The organism is Taylorella asinigenitalis MCE3 (assembly GCF_000226625.1).
Lineage (GTDB): Bacteria > Pseudomonadota > Gammaproteobacteria > Burkholderiales > Burkholderiaceae_B > Taylorella > Taylorella asinigenitalis.
Genome location: NC_016043.1, coordinates 307911 through 326216, shown reverse-complemented (window position 1 = coordinate 326216; position 18306 = coordinate 307911). Strand labels below are relative to the sequence as shown.

The window sequence follows — 18306 nt, the reverse complement described above, 5'->3', positions numbered from 1 at the left end:
CCTTTAAATTTAAACTAATGCTTTTCCGTTTTTAACAAATGGCAATTTCACTAACTCCGCTTCGTGCCATTTGCCGCGAATATCGACTTCAACTTTTTGATTAGGCTCTGTCCCAAGCGGCATGCGAACAAAGCCAATCGAATAACCTAATGTGGGCGACATGGTCCCACTTGTGATTTCACCTTCGGCCCCATCAGCCGTGCGAACTTTCATATGAGAGCGCATAACACCGCGTCCCAATAATCGCACCCCTAAAAATGCCTTTTTGCGTGAATCATCTAATGCAGAACGTCCAATAAAATCTCGGCCCTCATCCTTAAGAGCTACAGTCCACTGTAAGCCACTCTCAGAAGGCTGAGTGCACGTGTCCATATCAGACCCATAGAGGTTCATACCCGCTTCAAGACGCAAAGTATCTCGTGCACCCAATCCACATGGCTGAGCCCCTAGTGCCACCAAATCCTTCCATAATTTAATGATTAAATCGGGTGTTGCAGAAATTTCGAACCCATCCTCGCCTGTATATCCTGTTCTGGCTATAAAATAGGATTCCGTTTGCTTACTTGAAAATGGCTTAATATCGGAGAGCCCCTCTATTTGTGGCAATGCCTCCGCTACTCTATCCACTGCGTTTGGACCCTGCACAGCAATCATGGCTAAATCCCTACGAGATTTAACTTCGATATCGTAGGCCGCCGCTTGTTTTTCGATCCATGCCAAATCGCTATCGGCACATCCTGCATTTACGACAAGACGCCATGCCCCATCATTAATAAAATACACGATAAGGTCATCGATAACGCCTCCTGCATCGTTTAACATGCAGGAATATAGGGCTTTTCCAGGGATTGTAGAGATTTTTGATACGTCGTTTGCTAGAAGTGTGCGTAAAAATTCCTCGCACCTAGCACCTGATAAATCGATATTCAACATATGAGAAACGTCAAATAATCCAACGTTCGTTCGCACAGCATTATGTTCTTCAATTTGTGACCCGTAGGAGACGGGCATCTCCCATCCTCCAAAGTCGATTAATTTTGCTCCTGACTCAAGATGTAATTCATAAAGTTGCGTGCGTTTTGCGCTCATATAGTCTCCAAAATTAATCCTTAATTGTATCTTATGACTTTTCTTTATTTAAATATAATGGTGGTTATAGAAGTTAACGGGTATATTCTTTTATGAAATAAGGAGCCATTTATGAGCAATAAAATTTTAACTAGTCATGTGGGCTCATTGCCCAGAACACCAGAACTTCTTGAGGCCAATGAGAGAAGAGCCGCAAACCAAATTGACGATAAGGAATTTTTTGAAATTCTGCAATCGGCCGTAGATAGTGTTGTAAAACGTCAAGTCGATATCGGATTAGATATCATTAATGAGGGCGAATATGGCCATATCACAAGCGGTGCAGTTGATTACGGTGCCTGGTGGAACTATTCATTTAGTCGCTTAGGTGGCCTAACTCTAACAGACGAAGATCGTTGGGCCAATCAAGATAAGGTCCGTTCAGCCCCTGGTGATATAAAACTAACCTCATTTACAGATCGACGAGATCGCATCAAATTCAAAGAAGCTTACGAAGACCCCGATTCAGGCATCTTCACAGGCCGCAAAAAAGTTGGAAATCCAAAGATAACCTCAGAACTTACATATATCGGGCTTGATCAAGTACAAACCGATATAAAACTTATGAAAGCCGCATTTGAAAAATATGGAGTCGAACGCGGATTTATTGCCGCCCTATCACCTGGGTCGTGTGCACGCATCAAAAATGAATATTATGCTTCAGACAAGGAGGTGCTAGATGCTTGCTCAAGGGCCATGGCACACGAATATAAAGCGATTACTGATGCAGGATTTATCGTTCAATTGGATGCCCCAGATCTAGCGGAATCATGGGATCAAATAAATCCCGAGCCATCGATAAAGGATTATCAGGATTGGTTGCAGCTTCGCATCGATGCTATAAATCGTGCTATCGAAGGGATTCCACGTGAGCTAGTGCGACTACATATCTGCTGGGGGTCTTGGCATGGACCGCACACTACGGATATAGCATTTAAGGATATTGTGGACCAGTGTTTGGCTGTAAATGCTGGTGCTTATAGTTTTGAAGCATCATCACCGCGACATGCCCATGAATGGGCATTGTGGAAAGACCATGCATTGCCACCAGGGACGAAAATTGTGCCAGGTGTCGTAAGCCATAGCACAAATGTCGTGGAACACCCTGAGCTAGTGGCAGAGCGGGTCATAAGATTTGCCGAGCTCGTAGGCCCTGAAAATGTTATCGCATCTACCGACTGCGGTTTGGGCGGCCGATTACATCATCAAATCGCATGGGCCAAGCTTGAGAGCTTAGTGGAAGGTACGCGCATCGCAGAGAAAAGGTTATTCGGATAATCTCGATTTGAGTGCCCGAGCACATGTGACGGCACTCGACCACGCCCACTGAAAATTATAGCCACCTAAATGGCCCGTAATATCGAGGACCTCGCCTATGAAATATAGGCCGTCCACGAGCTTGCTTTGCATTGATTTCGGGTCAACTTCCTTCGTATCCACCCCTCCCGACATGGCTTCCGCTTTTTTATATCCTTGAGTGCCCGTCGGTTTCACACGAAAATTATGAATCGAGTCGGCCAGTTGTCGCAAAGCCTTATGGCCTAATTCCGATAGATTCCTATTAGGTGGCAATGCCCCCGCCATCACCGCCGCAAGCCTTTTCGGCATATATTGCTCTAATATCGAAGCTGGTTTTGACTTATTCGATCCACTCGTTTTACTCGCTTCAATTAAGACTTCAGCTAAATCAATGCCAGGACACAAATTAATGCTAAGTTCCTGACCATCCTCCCAATATGTCGATGCATTTAGTATCAAAGGCCCCGACAAACCCTTATGTGTAAAAAGCATATCATCTTCGAAAACGCATCCACCAATTGCAATAATGGCCCTCAGACTTACGCCTGCTAGCTGCGAAAATGGCTCCCACTCTTTTGGGTCAAACACAAGCGGCACCAATGCGGGCTTTGCTGGAACAATAGTGTGACCAAATTTGCGAGCAATCTGAAGACCGAAATCCGTTGCACCCACTGCTGGTGCAGCCATACCGCCTGTGCCAATGATTAAATACTTTGCTCTAACCTCACCTTTATCGCAAATAATCCTAAATTCATCACCTTCCTTTTGCATCTCAAGCACACGCACAGGATTATGTATTTCAATATTTGGTGTATCACAGTGTTTAAGAAGCAGATTCACGATTGCATGACTTCCATCACGTGTAAAGTACTGCACATCATTTTTAAGAACCCATTCTACTGAGTTACGCTTTAATAATCGTAGGAAATCATCGGGCTTATATGCAATTAATGCATGCTTTGCAAACTTTGGATTTTGGGAAACAAAATTATCTGGAGTTACTTTTTTATTGGTGAAATTGCACCGTCCACCGCCACTGATGCGTATCTTCTCTCCAAGTCGTTTTGCATGATCAAGCAAGCAAATTCGTAATGAATCTTTGAAGGGACAAACCTCCATACCAGTGCAACCCGCAAGTTCAGCCGCAAGCATAAGCCCGGAGGCCCCTGCCCCAATTACGACTATATCGTAAGATTGGCTCAGTTGCATTAGATTCGTGGCAATGTCACGCCCTCTTGCCCTTGATACTTGCCGCCTCTGTCTTTATAGGATACTTCGCAAATCTCGTCCGCCCCTAAAAACAAGAATTGAGCACAGCCTTCATTTGCATATATTTTCGCTGGCAATGGCGTCGTATTCGAAAATTCCAGTGTTACATGCCCCTCCCACTCTGGCTCAAGTGGTGTGACATTAACGATTATTCCGCAACGTGCGTATGTGCTTTTTCCAAGACATATCGTTAAGACATCACGCGGAATCTTAAAGTACTCAACGGTTCTTGCAAGAGCAAAAGAATTAGGCGGAATTATGCAAACATCACCTTCGAAATCAATAAATGATTTTTCGTCGAATTTTTTCGGATCGACTATAGTGGAATTAATGTTTGTAAATATTTTGAATTCACGTGCACATCTAACATCATATCCATAACTACTAGTGCCGTAACTTACAATTTTATTTTCGTTTACGTAACGCACCTGACCTTCTTCATAAGGTGTAATCATGCCATTGAGTGCGTGTTCTCGAATCCATCTATCGTTCTTAATACCCATATAAAACTAAAACTTAAATACTCTTTTGTAAATTAATTCTATACCATTCACTGAACCAGCTTTAATATCGGCCGTTACGTTCTCGAATAATTTATAACTTGCTCGTATAACTGTACCACCCCCTGATATGGATTGTTCCAAAGCAGCAGACCAGTTTTCTGTTAATTGTTTTGAGATATACAGTAATTGCTCTGAAGTTTCACTACCTCGATATGAAGTACTATCTGCTACAGATCTCTGTGGCAATATCGCTCCGCTCGCACCCACTGCCCCTGAACGCACACCAATATTATCTATACCGAGCCTTCTATAAAGTGGTTCCTCACCACCAAGCAATGAAGTACCGATAGATAAAAGCAAAGCCAAATCGGCACCACTACTATCTGGCCCCCTACCCATAATTAGCCATGAGAGTTTTTCAACTTCGCTCACATCAGGATATGAGACAAGTGAGATCTTAGGTAATCTTGCATTTCCTTGGACTCGAATACCTGCTTCAACTTCAAATCCTTTGCGAATCGCCTCTATATCAAGGTTTGGATTTTCGATAGCTCCATTAAATGTAATTTGTCCTTTTTCGATGGATAACTGCTGACCATAAGCTTCAATTTTTCCGCCATCAGTCTCAAACATACCTTCTGCAGAAATAGGACCATCTTTTTTTACGATATTTAATGAACCTCTAACTTTTGAATCAAGTCCAAGACCCACAATAAAGAATCTATTTCCCAAATTAAAATCGATATCTAAATCTAATTTAGTATCAGTTTTTCGTGGTGCAGGATTTGCCTCACCTTCTTTTAGAATGATGATATCGCTATCAAGTTTAGGAGTCGACTCAAGAATATCAACGCTCGCAAAGCCAGCATCCGTAGTGAAATCACCAGTGATATTAATTTGAGGAAGAGGAGCGGTTATTTCACCATTGCCACTGACCATTATGAAACGGTCCGATCTTTGAACGATTGGATATTTACGAACTTCAGCTTTAAATTCTCCATTTGAATCGACTAAATCCCAGAAACCGTTAAGTTTAAAATACCCCCCAGATCCATTTTTATCGACCCATAATCTTGTGCGAGGCTCATTTGGTTTAACGCGAAACACACTTGGGAACGTTAATTCATCTATAAAGTATCGTCCAGAATCAAGATGTGATTTTAGTGTACCTTCTAAGAAACGCACCCCATTTTCGACTTCAACAATCTTCAAATTTTTCGCATTAAGATATCCCGTCGTAGTCCAATTTCCATCTGATTTTGTATTAAGTTTTATATCAAAATCAGCTTCCCCTCCAAGTTCTAGCAAATCATCCGTAAAAGCGGACACCCATGCAATATCATTAATTTTTCCGACGGCCGTAACTTGAGTACCGCTTCTTAATTGGGGTTGTAACCCAATAAATGGTACTTTTGCAACAATCTTAAGGTTACCTGTAGTATTGGTATTTAAAACAATCGACGCATTAAAATCACTGCGATTTCCAGTGGTTGGAGCAAAGTTTGCCTTGATATCAAACTCTTTAATACCCATATGTTTATTATTACTACGTGGCAATACAAAGTCGCCCGAAACCCGCTTAACAACTAAGCCTCCACGCAATGCTTCATCAAATTCAATACCCCACTGGGCATCAACTTTTAAATCACTAGATTTTTTATCTGCTGGATTTCTAACGACTATTCCACCAGGACCAGAATTCTCTTCGAATTCAAGCATTTTTGTGAAATCGCTTAAGTACTTATCAAGGACTATGTTTTTAATTTCTCCAGAGGAGCGCCACTTATTCCCTTGACCTTCTGAATTGATATGATTCAGAGTTATGACATGCTTATTAGGCATGGTTAGATTAAGAGTACCTTTAGTGACTTTCCAACTTAAATCACTAAGATCACTCTCCTTCTTAATCTCAATATGAATAGAATCGTCACTCGATAAATTGTATTTTTCGAATTCTGATTTAATATTAGTTAATTCACCAGCCCAAGCTTTAATTTCATCACCATCAGTAATCAATCCTCCTGTCACCGAACCAGATAAATCAATAATTTGAGGATCTTTTCCACCAAAGCCATTTGGTGCATATTGCAGTTTACCTGTTGTGGTATGTCTTGCAGCAGTACCTGTTGTAGAGCCCTCGATTTTCGCACCCCCTTCTAATGTGGGCCATAATTCTTTGAAATTAGGGGCATCGATTTTACCCTGTAGTTTATCGTCTGGCCTACCGAAAGAGCCGCTTGAAACTATAGAGTTAGAACCGATTTTTAAATTGGTATCGGCTTTCTCGAATATATATAACACGGGTGTGAATATAGTTGAGTTTTCTACAAGCTCTTCATCAAATGGAACGAATTTTAAATCCGCAACCCCTGAAATAGGTTTGCCCAACCATTTACTATCTTTAGAGATATCAAGTTTAAGACTGCCTTTAGTAGGAATTTTGTTTTTATTTAATCTTAGTATTCCGTTTATATTTCCATTAATAACTGAGTCTTTAACTGCTCCTGCAGTAAGCAATTCAACATCTAATCGATTAGTATTTACGTTTAATGCAATGGATTGCTCGTCCTCTGCATCAGGGCCAATATTGCCTTTTAAAGAAGTTCCATTTGAGAGGGTGATATCGATTTCGCCTGTCTCAAAACCAATCATATTTTTTGGGTCAACGATGAAATCACCCTTAACTTCAGTTGATTCACCATGACCTTTCAAATTAACAACTAGTTTTTCTTCAGGAGTTGCTTTTAGATTGAGAATTAATTCCTTAACATTTAAAAGTGGATTTTTTTGAAGATCAAGGCTCTCTTCACCCTTACGTGACAGAGTTATATCCGCCTCAAGAAGTGGTGCTTTTTTAAGGTTCCATCTAGCATCGTAGAGTTGATTTTCATACATCAAATCTTGCACATAACCTTCAGAGAAAATTTGATTTTTAAAACCATGACTCGATTCATGAACTATAACAGTATCCGTCATACCCTTACGTTCAAATACTAACTCAGTTTCAGCTATTTTCCATTCTGCAGGCGGACCAAACTGCACATCGATATGAATTGGGGCGTTATTAAAAAGTTTATTTTCATTATTATGAATATCAATTTTCGTGATATCCCCAATCCAAGACTTATCTGAACCTTGACCAGAAGCTTCGATATCGATTAATAAATTATCCTTTCCTAAAGGAAAATCTGGCAATGGCTCATACACTCCATTCACCTTAAATTTATGAGCAGCAATATCTCCCGTTATTCTTGCATCAAGTGTTAATGATTTACCCGCCCCTGGTGCCATATTATCTAACTTAGGAGCGGTCGCTTTTAATAAAATCCCTTCAGATTGCTCACCCTTTTCAATAGGCAATGATCCACCGATATGAAGTTTATTATCTCCAATTTGAATATCAACAAGAGGCTTAATTTGCTTACTAGAATCGATAAGAATTTTTGCTTCACCTGCAACTGCCTGATTTAAGAGAAGGCTCTTATCATCTAGTTTTGCATCAATATTAAGATTATCCCAAACAACAGGACTTAAACCCGAACCCTCACCTTTTATATCAGATGTGATGCGATAGCCCTGACCAGTTAGTGTAATGTTTGAATCAAGTTCAAAATCAAGATGTTTTTTTCTTAAAAAATTAAGTTTTAAATCATCAACCTTGCCTGCTATTTCAACCATAGGAGGGCTTTCTTTAAGAATGTTCCCTTTCTTTACCGTTTGTTGAATATCAAAGTTATAAAGACTGGCACGCTCCACAATTATGTCTACAGGTAGGCTTGGATATTCAATTACACTACCTTCTCTTTTATCGACTTCTTTGGCTACATCTTCAACAACTTCTGCAGCATCCTTAGCCACAATTTGCATATGTAAATTACGACCAGTAAAGGATGAGATATAAACTTGTCTATCGAGTAATTTGGCTAACTTGGCTTTTAGAGCCAATCCTTGGGCATCAACTTTAATAGTTGGTGTATCAACCAATAAATTTCCGATTAATATGCCATCCCAAAGATTGCCTTGCACATCGTCCGCATGAATTCCAGCTTTTGGCAATACATGGTCAGTCATAATCCTAAGACCAAAATTTGTAAATATCACGGTATAAAAAGTTACACCGAAAATAATCAAAAACAGTAGAAAGAGAACCAGGAAAATTCTTAATAATGCTTTCATATTAGAACGAAGCTCCTAGCGTGAAGTGGAGCCGAATTTTCTTATCGTTTATAGCCCAAGCTAAATCCGCTTTTAATGGGCCAGCTGGAGTTTTAACTAAAGCTCCGACACCAATACCGACCTTAGGCTTCATGTCACGAAGTTTTTCGGTCGCATTTCCTATATCAATAAAAGCTGACATGCCAAATGTGTCATCAAAATATTTTTGATACTCTGCACTTACTACAACCAGATTCTTAGCTCCAACTATGGTGTCACCTATGGATTTCCCAAGACCGTAATATTTATAACCGCGAATTAAACGTGCTCCACCAGTTCGATAGGCAAAATCATCGGGATATAAAGTCCCTTCACTAGCCCATACACGACCAATTTCACCACGAATGGTCACAACATCACGCTTTCCTACTGGAAACCAGTACTGACCACGAATCGAGGCTCTGTAGAACATTCTTTGCTGCTTCAGATTACGCCCAATGCCTACACCCATTCCAAATGCATTTCCCGCACGAGGGTCTTCTTTTGACTTTATATCGCGGCGGACAACTTCATAAGTAGCAACTACGGATGGCAATACATAATCTTTATTTATCGGATCTTCTGGCCTCTTAATCCTATCCCGATTCGCCATAATCGCCCAACCGTTTGACCATTCAACATTACTGTCTGGATCAAGTTTGAAGTCGCGTTTTCTTCTAAATCCAAAACCAAAACGCAAAACTTTCTCATTATTTATATTCGATCTACGAACCATAACCCCCATGCTATCGACTGAGTGATTCTGATTTGGAGGAAAGTAAACATCAAAATAAGCACGTTGAGCTTTCTTATCGACTCCTACACCGCCTTCTATAACAAGTGGCTGTTGGATAATAATATTCTGTCTATAAACCGCTTCAGCATGGGCACCCACACTATCATCCACACCTATTGAACCTGTCAATACACTTGCTGGAGCCTCGGTAACCCTAACCTGAACTGGTAGCTCAATCACTTCCCTGTTCATAATATCTGGATCATTAGGAACGATAGGGTTTATAAAAACGCCACGAAAATAATTAGTTTGCTGTAAGAGACTAACCCACTTATCGAAATCGTTTCTATCGTAAGCTCTACCTGGTTTGTAATTTAGATATTTTTCAACAATTTTCCTAGGTACACGCCTAAGGCCAAAAATTTCAATATGACCCAATTTAACTTCGGGCCCACTATCGATAAGCACTAATGTTTCAACTGAAGATTTTTTTGGATCTACAACAGCCCTAGTTTGACGAAGTTGGGCAAGATAAAAATCTCTTTGTAGCACTTCATCCAATATATCTGTTTTAGCCTCAGACCAATTTTTATTAATGAAAGCACTTCCCTCGGGCAATTCCCATGAAGCTTTGATACTTTGAACTCTAGTGACATGTTTTGGTTTAGTTATCGCACCTTTGAACTGAGTCGTGGCCTGAGTAACTTTACTTATTTCACCAGCTTCTATGGAAATATCCCAAGTATCGCCTCCAATGTCTTGACCTACTTCAAGTGTCACTAATGGAGAATAATAACCCATAGTTGCAAGTGCAGTCACAACTGCCTCATGACCTTTTCTTCTGATACGTGCCGCCTCGCCTCCATCTTGGTCATCGGCTTGACGCACTACGGCACTAATAGCTTTTTGGACGGCGGTAAGTTCTTCCGGTGATAGACCACTCGGAATGAGAAGGACCTCTGGCTTATGATTAGCAGACGATGAGGCAGATATTGAAAATAAAAGACATAGCCTGAGCCATGTGCTTACTCTCATGAACTTTCCTGAAGCAATAATTTAAACAAATGTTAATTATATCTTTAACTTTGTACCACAACGTTAGGCATTTTATGGGCCATATCGTTTGGAGTCCTCGAAATAGATATTGCAATCTGTCTCGATATGTTTCGATAGATTTTTGAAACCTCTGCGTCAGGATTGTTTAAAGTTAATGGAACACCCGCATCAGAGCCCTCTCGAATTTTAATTTCTAGTGGCAATGCCCCCAAATACCGCAATCCCATTTTTTTCGCCAGTTCGAGACCGCCATCTTTGCCAAAAATATGCTCCGAATGCCCGCATTTAGGACAAATGAAAATGGACATATTCTCCACCACTCCCAAAATTGGGACCCCCACTTTTTCAAACATTGCAACTCCACGCTTAACGTCCATTAAAGCGAGATCTTGAGGTGTCGTGATAATCACAGCTCCAACCACTGGTATTTTCTGTGACATGCTCAAAGCGATATCTCCAGTTCCAGGAGGCATATCCACGATTAAGTAATCTAACTCTGGCCAATCAGTATAAGAAATCAATTGATTTAAAGCTTGCACAACCATAGGCCCACGCCAAATGGCTGCCACATCATCCTCAACTAAAAAGCCAAAGGAATTTGTCCAAATACCATGTTTGTAATGAGGGACCATAAGTTGATTTGCATTTATCTGAGGCTTTTCATGTAAACCCATCATGGTAGGGACACTCGGGCCATATATATCCGCATCAAGCAAACCTACTTTAGCCCCTAATTGAGATAAACCAATAGCAATATTAATTGCACAAGTACTCTTTCCGACACCACCTTTTCCTGATGCTATGGCAATAATATTTTTAATCTTCTCCAGTGGCTTTAGACCAGCTTGTACTTTATGCTTTCTTACTGTGGTATCGAAATTTATATCCACATTTTTTAAGTCATTTGAAACTAGTAAATTCCTAGCTTGCTCTTGAAGATTTAATATTTCGTTATCACTTAAACTATACCCAACTGGAAAGTTAACTTTATAGGTGCCACCTTCGTTTTTTACATGTGATGGCTTAAGAATTCCTCTTAGATCAAGGCCTGTAAGTGGGTCTTTTAGTTGATTTAAAGTTTCGATAATGAGTTCTGTTTCATTCATGGGTATACATTTAAATATCGATTTCTGTAATAATATCTTGTTTTAGTCTTTCAGGATTAAAACACCTCATAAAGTATAGGAGTTAGTTTAATGGAATTAATCCTTGGTATCTTGCAAAATATTTTTATTATAGGGATTTCAATTCTTGGCTTTTTATTAGTTCTCTTTTTAATTTTAATTGCCTTCATTTTTGGAGGTTTTATGTTCATTGCGAATAAATTAACTGGGAGAGCCTTCTCATTTGGAGACTATATGAAACGCACAAGATCTAAAGCCGTTAAAACTCAGAAAGACTTTGCGGAAAAATTTAGACATCCGACTTATAGCCGCCGTGAGCCTGAAGAAATCACGGACGTTGACTTTGTAGAAACAAAAACAAAATAGGACACACATGGCACGCACCATATTTGCTACCACAGCATTACCATACGCAAATGGATCTTTTCATATCGGTCATATTATGGAATATATTCAGGCCGACATCTGGGTTCGGTCTATGCGAATGTCGGGGCACACTGTTTATTTTATGGGTGCGGATGATGCACATGGTGCCCCAATTATGCTTAAAGCTGAAGCTGAAGGAATCACACCAGAGGAGCTAGTCGGACGCATTGCCAGCGAAAGACCAAACTACTTAAATGGCTTTGAAATTGAACATGATTTCTGGCACAGCACTCATAGTGAAGAAAATGTAGAAATTTCACAAAATATCTATAAGTTACTTAAGTCTAATGGCTTTATATCCTCAAAAACGATTGAGCAATTTTTTGACCCTATAAAGGGGATGTTTCTTCCTGATAGATATATTAAAGGCGAATGCCCTAAATGTCATGCGAAGGACCAATACGGGGATTCATGCGAGAGTTGCGGAGCTGTTTATGCACCTACAGACTTAATCGAACCATACTCTACTCTCACAAAGGCTAAGCCCGAAATTAGAAGTTCTGAGCATTTCTTTTTTAATTTATCCGATTCGAGATGTATTGAATTTCTTCATCAGTGGACTAATAGCAGTGGACAATTAGAAACGCCGCATCTTCAAAATGAAGTGTTAGCTAAGACAAAGGAGTGGTTGGGCGATTCGGAAAATGAAAGCAAGCTAGGGGATTGGGATATATCTCGTGATGCGCCTTATTTTGGTATTCCTATTCCTGATCAAAAAGACAAATATTTTTATGTTTGGCTTGATGCACCAGTAGGTTATTTAGCGGCTCTTAAAGCATTTACAAAAAAAGAAGGCTTGGATTTTGATGCGATTGTGGACCCTAGTGGTGATACGGCACAAATACACTTTATCGGTAAAGACATTATCTATTTTCATGCATTGTTTTGGCCTGCTATGCTTAAATTTTCCGATCGCAAGGTTCCAGATAGGATACAGGTGCATGGCTTTATAACCATCAAAGGCGAGAAGATGTCTAAGAGCCGTGGTACGGGAATTTCACCTTTGAAGTTTCTTGAAGTTGGCTTAAATCCAGCATATCTTCGTTATTACATAGCCGCTAAGTTAAGCTCGAAAGTGGAAGACGTGGATTTCACAGCTGAAGATTTCATTGTGCGCGTTAATTCAGATTTAGTGGGTAAATACGTGAACATTGCCAGCAGAGCAAGCACATTTATAAATAGATTTTTCGATGGAAAATTAGGCTATAGTGAAAGCTCAAAGACTCTTTTCGATGAGATTAAATCTACAACTGAGACGATAAAAGCGGACTTGGAGAGCTTTGAGTATTCAAAAGCGATACGTGCAATCATGGCATTCGCAGATAAGATAAATACTGACTTTGATCAAGCGAAACCATGGGTTCTAGCAAAAGGATTTAATGAGGCGAGCGATGAGACTAAAGCTCAGTTACAAGATATCTGTTCGCAAGCTATAGCTGGATTTAAAGCGATATGCACATGGCTTTATCCGATAACTCCTAAGCTTAGCTTATCGATATATAAGGACCTTTTTAATATAAGCAAAGATTTAACTTGGGAGGATGCATACGATGAGCCTCTCACAATAAATCCTTTTAAACATTTATTACAAAGAGTTGAGGAAAAACAATTGGACGATTTAATTGAAGCTTCTACTAAAGAAGCTGCTTCAAAATCAGTTACAGATTCTGCTTCTGAAAATGAAACTATCCTGCCAGGTGGTCAAGCAATTGGAGAAACTATCACTATAGATGATTTTGCGAAAATTGATATGCGTGTTGCGAAAATTGTTGATTGTAAAAAAGTTGAAGGCTCTACTAAGCTTTTGCAATTAACACTGGATATTGGAGAAGGCCGTAACCGCAATGTTTTCTCAGGCATTCAATCTGCATACGAACCAGAGGATTTAATTGGGAAACTGACTGTAGTCGTAGCAAATTTAGCTCCTCGAAAAATGAAATTTGGTGTATCAGAAGGCATGGTTTTATCTGCAGCTCATGCGGATAGAGATGCACATCCAGGGCTTTGGATTTTAGAGCCTCAATCTGGAGCTCAACCAGGAATGCGTATTGGTTAATATGACTCAAAAGCAGTCAAACAATTCCATTCCGGAAGAATTTAAAAGAATACGTTCTTTTAGTTCTCAACGAAATAGTATGACCACGGGGCAGGCTCGGGCTATTGAGATTTTAGGCCCTAAGTGGCTTATACCCTCGTCTGATAAGCTTTTAAATTTTGAGCATGAATTCGGACGCATTGCCCCCACTATACTAGAAATTGGGTTTGGCATGGGCGAAACAACCGAAAAGATTTGCTTAGCTAAACCCGACCATAATTTTATCGGCGTTGAGGTTTTTGCTGCAGGCGTTGGTGCCATGCTTATGCGAATCCGCGACTCTAATTTAAGCAATATTAAGCTTATAAAAGAAGATGCTTATGTGGTGCTCACGAAGATGATTCCATTAGGGAGCTTAAGTGGAGTACATATTTTCTTTCCTGACCCTTGGCATAAAAAAAGACATCACAAAAGACGCTTGATACAAGATGAATTTGTAGAAATTCTTTGCCAAAGACTTGTATCAGGAGGTTACATTCATTGTGCAACTGATTGGGAAGAATACGCTCAACAAATGCTTGAAGTTTTATCTAAAAACAAATCGCTGATTAATCAAAGCCCCTATGAACACGGGTTTTCTGACAAACCTAGTTATAGACCGCAAACCAAATTTGAAACTCGTGGATTTAGGCTAGGTCACGGCTCTTGGGACTTGGTTTTCAAAAAACATTAATTTACGACCTGTATAATAAACTTTCCTTAACTTACATTTATGAAGGAAGAAAAATGGGTATTATCAATTTCATTAAAGAAGCTGGTGAATCTTTATTCGGTTCAGACGACGATCAAAATCAATCTCCTGAGCAACTTAAAAGCCAACTTGCTAAACAAAATATCGACACTGACGGTATCGAAATCAAACGTGATGGCGAAAAAATCTTTTTAGATGGTATTGCTAAATCTCAAGAAGTTGCTGAGCGTATTGCACTAGCTTTAGGAAATAATAAAGGTATTTCTCAAGTTGAAAGTAACGTTCAAGTTCCTGATGGTCAGAAAGAATCAAAAATGTACACTGTAAAAGAAGGTGACACTCTTTCTAAAATCTCTCAAGAAGTTTACGGTGACGCTAACAAATACAACTCAATCTTCGAAGCAAATCAACCTATGCTTTCTTCAGCAGATAAAATCTATCCCGGTCAAGTTCTTCGTATTCCAGAAAACGTAGCTTAATTTTTTAAGCTTAAACCAAAGTGCACCCTCGTGGTGCACTTTTTTTATTTTTTATCGTCTTCCACCCATAAAGCGACCCATACCCGCAAGACTGCTCATACCTTTCATAAGCTTGCCCATACCGCCTTTTTTGAGCTGCTTCATCATGCCCTGCATCTGCTCAAATTGCCTAAGCAATTTGTTGACTTCTTGAACAGGCACACCCGCACCTTTTGCAATCCTCTGCCTGCGTTTTCCGTTAATAATTTCAGGTTTACGTCGCTCGTGCGGTGTCATTGAATTAATAATGCCCTCAGTTCGGCGAAGATGCTTATCTGCTTGCTGTTCATCGATTTGGCCAGCCATTTGCGAGAATTGTCCAGGCAGTTTTTCCATAAGACTAGTCATGCTGCCCATTTTCTTGACCTGTTGAAGCTGATCTTTAAAATCATTCAAATCAAATTTATCTTTAGATTTAATTTTTTTGGCAATGCGCTCGGCCTCAGCGATATCGATATTACTCTGCACCTGCTCAACAAGAGAGACGATATCACCCATCCCCAAAATTCTTTGAGCCATGCGTTCAGGATGGAATGGTTCAAGCCCATCTAGCTTCTCAGAGACACCTATAAATTTCAGAGGCTTTCCAGTTACCTTACGTACTGATAAAGCTGCCCCGCCTCGTGCATCACCGTCCATCTTCGTGAGCACTACACCTGTTAGTGGCAATGCCTCCGCAAAAGCTTTCGCTACATTTACGGCATCTTGCCCCTGCATCGCATCGACCACAAACAAAGTTTCAACTGGATTTAAGAACTTATGCAGCTCACTAATCTCATTCATCATGTTCATATCGATACCAAGACGCCCCGCCGTATCCACAATAAGCACATCGTAGAATTGACGTTTCGCATGGTCTAGAGCCGCTTTTGCGATATCAAGCGGCTTTTGATCTGAAGTCGATGGAAAGAAATCCACCCCCGCCTGTTGGGCGACAGTTTTTAATTGTTCTATGGCCGCTGGTCGATATACGTCCGCACTAACAACAAGCACTTTTTTTGAATTATGCTTTTTATTATTCCCTGCTGGCAATAAACCCTTAACCAGCAATCTCGATAATTTTCCTACGGTGGTAGTTTTTCCGGCCCCTTGTAGACCAGCCATTAATATCACTGCTGGTGGTTGAGCGGCTAAAGAAAGTTGTGATGCTTGCTCCCCTAAATCTCCACCCATAAGAGCTGTTAATTCTTTATGAACAACGCCCACCAAGGCTTGACCAGGATTTAGGCTTGTGGCCACATCCTGCCCCATAGCCTTAGACTTGACTTCATCTATAAAAGATTTCACTACTGGCAATGCCACGTCGGCCTCTATCAGGGCCATACGAATTTCGCGCAGCATGTCTTTTGTGTTTTGCTCTGTTAGACGTGCTTCGCCTCGCATTGTTTGCATTACACGGGCTAAACGATTTGATAAATTTTCGAACATTTAATTGAGATTTAATAGGTTATACTTGTGATTTACATCAATTATAAGTTGAAGGCTTTATAGATGTCGAATGATGTCGTTCTTCATTACGTTGCTGCTCTGATGTATTTGCTTTTAGGCTTACTTTTACAGCGCGAACGCCAAAATATTCTTCTCCAGTTATTGCTTATCGCAACAGCAGTTGTACATGGCTTTGCTGTTCATTTTAATATGTTCACCCCAAGCCACCATGGTTTAACGACTATAAAAATTAATTGGGCATTAAGCATATCTTTTATGATGTGGTTAGGTCTTCTATTCTATTTGTTTGAAAGTACATTATTGAAAATTAGAGGTTACCTATATCTAATTTTCCCAGCTGCAGCTTTAAGTTGTTTGATTGCGGCGATATTTCCACCATCAGAACAAAGCATAGGTATACCAATACTTAATAATATGTTTTTAGTGCATATGGTATTTTCATTTTTTGCTTATGCCATTATCGCAATTGCTGCTATTCAAGTAATTATTATGTTTATCTTAGATAAGTACTTAAGGCGACCTACTGACTTAACTAAGCAAACTTCTATTTTTGCAAGATTGATAAATGCACAACCGCCTCTTATGGTGCAAGAGAGAATGCTTTATCGCATTATTTGGGTTGGTTTTTTATTATTAACAATTTCCATAATTACTGGCATTTTCGTGTCTATGGATATGCGAGGGGTTATATTGCCACGAGACCATAAGACTTTCTTTACCTTGTTCTCATGGATAATCTTTGGTGTATTACTGATTGGTAGATCGATTTGGGGTTGGCGGGGACGAAGTTATTTGCGTTGGACTCTTATAGGGTTTGCATTGCTTTTTCTAGCTTATACTGGAACTCGGTTTATACTTGAAGTTCTACTACATAGGGTTTAGTTGTTATTATGATTAGGCTTCTGTTTTTTGTTCTATCTTTAGCGATAGTATTTTTCTTTCTTGTAGGTGCTTGGGGTATTTTTCGTCAGTTCAATCGTTCCAGTCAGATTGCCCGAGAAAACCGCAAACGTGTTGAAGAAAGCTATAAAAATTTTGACTCAGAGGCATCTCATGCATCTCCAGAAAATATGATTGAGTGTGATTTCTGCGGCTTACATACTCCTGAAAGTGAAATCGTTAAAGCCGATGGAAAACACTACTGTTGCGATGACCATAAACGCATGGCCCTATCTCAACCTAAAAAAGAAAATTGAATTATACATATATCGATAGATGCGGCTTTTTAAGCAATTGCCCCAAAGTTTTATCTCCTAATTTCGTAGAACGCCCTTCTGGAACTCAAATTTCACTACTTGTAGTGCATTTCATATCATTGCCACCTTATAAATATGGTGGGACTTATGTAGAGAAATTATTCACAAATTCATTGGACCCACACGATCACCCCTATTTTGCAAATATTTCACATCTAAGAGTATCCTCTCATTTTTTAATCAAAAGGACGGGCGAAATAATTCAATTTGTAAGTACGGATAAGATGGCTTTTCATGCTGGTATTTCTTTTTTCGGTGGACGTGAAAAATGCAATGAATTTTCAGTGGGCATAGAACTAGAAGGCTCTGAAATAGATGCATTTACAGAAGAACAATATAAGAGCCTCTCGTCACTTACTAAGATCTTAAAAAACCGTTACCCAATTACCGATATCAGGGGACATGAGCATATCGCCCCTGGAAGAAAAAACGACCCAGGTCCATTTTTCAACTGGGCAAAATATAGAAAAGATTCTGGTTGCACTTTTAGAGAAATACCACAATCTTTAGAGAATTCATAAAACTTTAACAATAATAGAATTTATTGGTATAATTTTTAACT

15 protein-coding genes are annotated in these 18306 nt (G+C 39.8%); 8 read left to right on the top strand and 7 right to left on the bottom strand.

Going from position 1 to position 18306, the window contains the following annotated elements; genetic code table 11:
• Positions 1 to 9: 9 nt before the first annotated feature.
• Positions 10 to 1089, bottom strand: a complete 1080-nt coding sequence (gene gcvT, locus TASI_RS01580; protein WP_014111003.1) for a glycine cleavage system aminomethyltransferase GcvT — start codon at positions 1087 to 1089, stop codon at positions 10 to 12.
• 111 nt (positions 1090 to 1200) lie between these two features.
• Here gcvT and TASI_RS01575 point away from each other — a divergent pair, with 111 nt between their 5' ends.
• On the top strand, positions 1201 to 2406 hold the full coding sequence (locus TASI_RS01575) for a cobalamin-independent methionine synthase II family protein (RefSeq protein WP_014111002.1): 1206 nt from the start codon (positions 1201 to 1203) through the stop codon (positions 2404 to 2406).
• Here the strand turns inward: TASI_RS01575 and TASI_RS01570 are convergent.
• The 5 genes from TASI_RS01570 to apbC are packed head-to-tail and all read right to left on the bottom strand — an operon-like array spanning position 2395 to position 11291.
• A complete protein-coding gene (locus TASI_RS01570) occupies positions 2395 to 3636 on the bottom strand; it encodes a BaiN/RdsA family NAD(P)/FAD-dependent oxidoreductase (RefSeq protein ID WP_014111001.1) in 1242 nt (413 codons plus the stop codon). The two genes, TASI_RS01575 and TASI_RS01570, sit on opposite strands and share 12 nt — an antisense overlap.
• Entirely contained in the window at positions 3636 to 4199 is a 564-nt protein-coding gene (gene dcd / locus TASI_RS01565) for a dCTP deaminase (protein ID WP_014111000.1), read from the bottom strand. Before dcd ends, TASI_RS01570 begins: the two co-directional genes overlap by 1 nt.
• Before the next feature lie 6 nt (positions 4200 to 4205).
• A complete protein-coding gene (locus TASI_RS01560) occupies positions 4206 to 8375 on the bottom strand; it encodes a translocation/assembly module TamB domain-containing protein (RefSeq protein WP_044977915.1) in 4170 nt (1389 codons plus the stop codon).
• A gap of 1 nt (position 8376) precedes the next feature.
• Positions 8377 to 10164 (bottom strand): autotransporter assembly complex protein TamA, encoded by a 1788-nt coding sequence (locus TASI_RS01555; RefSeq protein WP_044977912.1) that lies wholly within the window; start codon positions 10162 to 10164, stop codon positions 8377 to 8379.
• Positions 10165 to 10208: 44 nt separating this feature from the next.
• A complete protein-coding gene (gene apbC / locus TASI_RS01550; protein WP_014110997.1) occupies positions 10209 to 11291 on the bottom strand; it encodes an iron-sulfur cluster carrier protein ApbC in 1083 nt (360 codons plus the stop codon).
• Positions 11292 to 11381: 90 nt separating this feature from the next.
• Here apbC and TASI_RS01545 point away from each other — a divergent pair, with 90 nt between their 5' ends.
• The 4 genes from TASI_RS01545 (at position 11382) to lysM (ending at position 15000) form a co-directional block, all read left to right on the top strand.
• On the top strand, positions 11382 to 11675 hold the full coding sequence (locus TASI_RS01545; RefSeq protein WP_014110996.1) for a hypothetical protein: 294 nt from the start codon (positions 11382 to 11384) through the stop codon (positions 11673 to 11675).
• 7 nt (positions 11676 to 11682) lie between these two features.
• Positions 11683 to 13791 (top strand): methionine--tRNA ligase, encoded by a 2109-nt coding sequence (gene metG / locus TASI_RS01540; protein WP_014110995.1) that lies wholly within the window; start codon positions 11683 to 11685, stop codon positions 13789 to 13791.
• Positions 13792 to 13870: 79 nt separating this feature from the next.
• The gene (gene trmB / locus TASI_RS01535; protein ID WP_228359747.1) at positions 13871 to 14503 is read left to right on the top strand and encodes a tRNA (guanosine(46)-N7)-methyltransferase TrmB; all 633 of its coding nucleotides are present in this window, start codon (positions 13871 to 13873) and stop codon (positions 14501 to 14503) included.
• A 53-nt stretch (positions 14504 to 14556) separates the two neighbouring features.
• Positions 14557 to 15000, top strand: a complete 444-nt coding sequence (gene lysM / locus TASI_RS01530) for a peptidoglycan-binding protein LysM (protein ID WP_014110993.1) — start codon at positions 14557 to 14559, stop codon at positions 14998 to 15000.
• Positions 15001 to 15051: 51 nt separating this feature from the next.
• Here the strand turns inward: lysM and ffh are convergent, their stop codons facing one another.
• Positions 15052 to 16467: a signal recognition particle protein gene (gene ffh, locus TASI_RS01525; RefSeq protein WP_014110992.1), complete on the bottom strand. Its 1416-nt coding sequence runs from the start codon at positions 16465 to 16467 to the stop codon at positions 15052 to 15054.
• 63 nt (positions 16468 to 16530) lie between these two features.
• Here ffh and TASI_RS01520 point away from each other — a divergent pair, with 63 nt between their 5' ends.
• From TASI_RS01520 to ampD, 3 genes are read left to right on the top strand one after another with little or no spacing between them, the layout of a single operon-like run.
• Positions 16531 to 17370, top strand: coding sequence for a cytochrome C assembly family protein (locus TASI_RS01520; protein WP_014110991.1), 840 nt, complete (start codon positions 16531 to 16533; stop codon positions 17368 to 17370).
• A gap of 8 nt (positions 17371 to 17378) precedes the next feature.
• Positions 17379 to 17684 (top strand): PP0621 family protein, encoded by a 306-nt coding sequence (locus TASI_RS01515; RefSeq protein ID WP_014110990.1) that lies wholly within the window; start codon positions 17379 to 17381, stop codon positions 17682 to 17684.
• Positions 17681 to 18265, top strand: coding sequence for a 1,6-anhydro-N-acetylmuramyl-L-alanine amidase AmpD (gene ampD, locus TASI_RS01510; protein WP_014110989.1), 585 nt, complete (start codon positions 17681 to 17683; stop codon positions 18263 to 18265). The genes TASI_RS01515 and ampD overlap by 4 nt, the downstream gene beginning before the upstream one ends.
• The last annotated feature ends 41 nt before the right edge of the window (positions 18266 to 18306 follow it).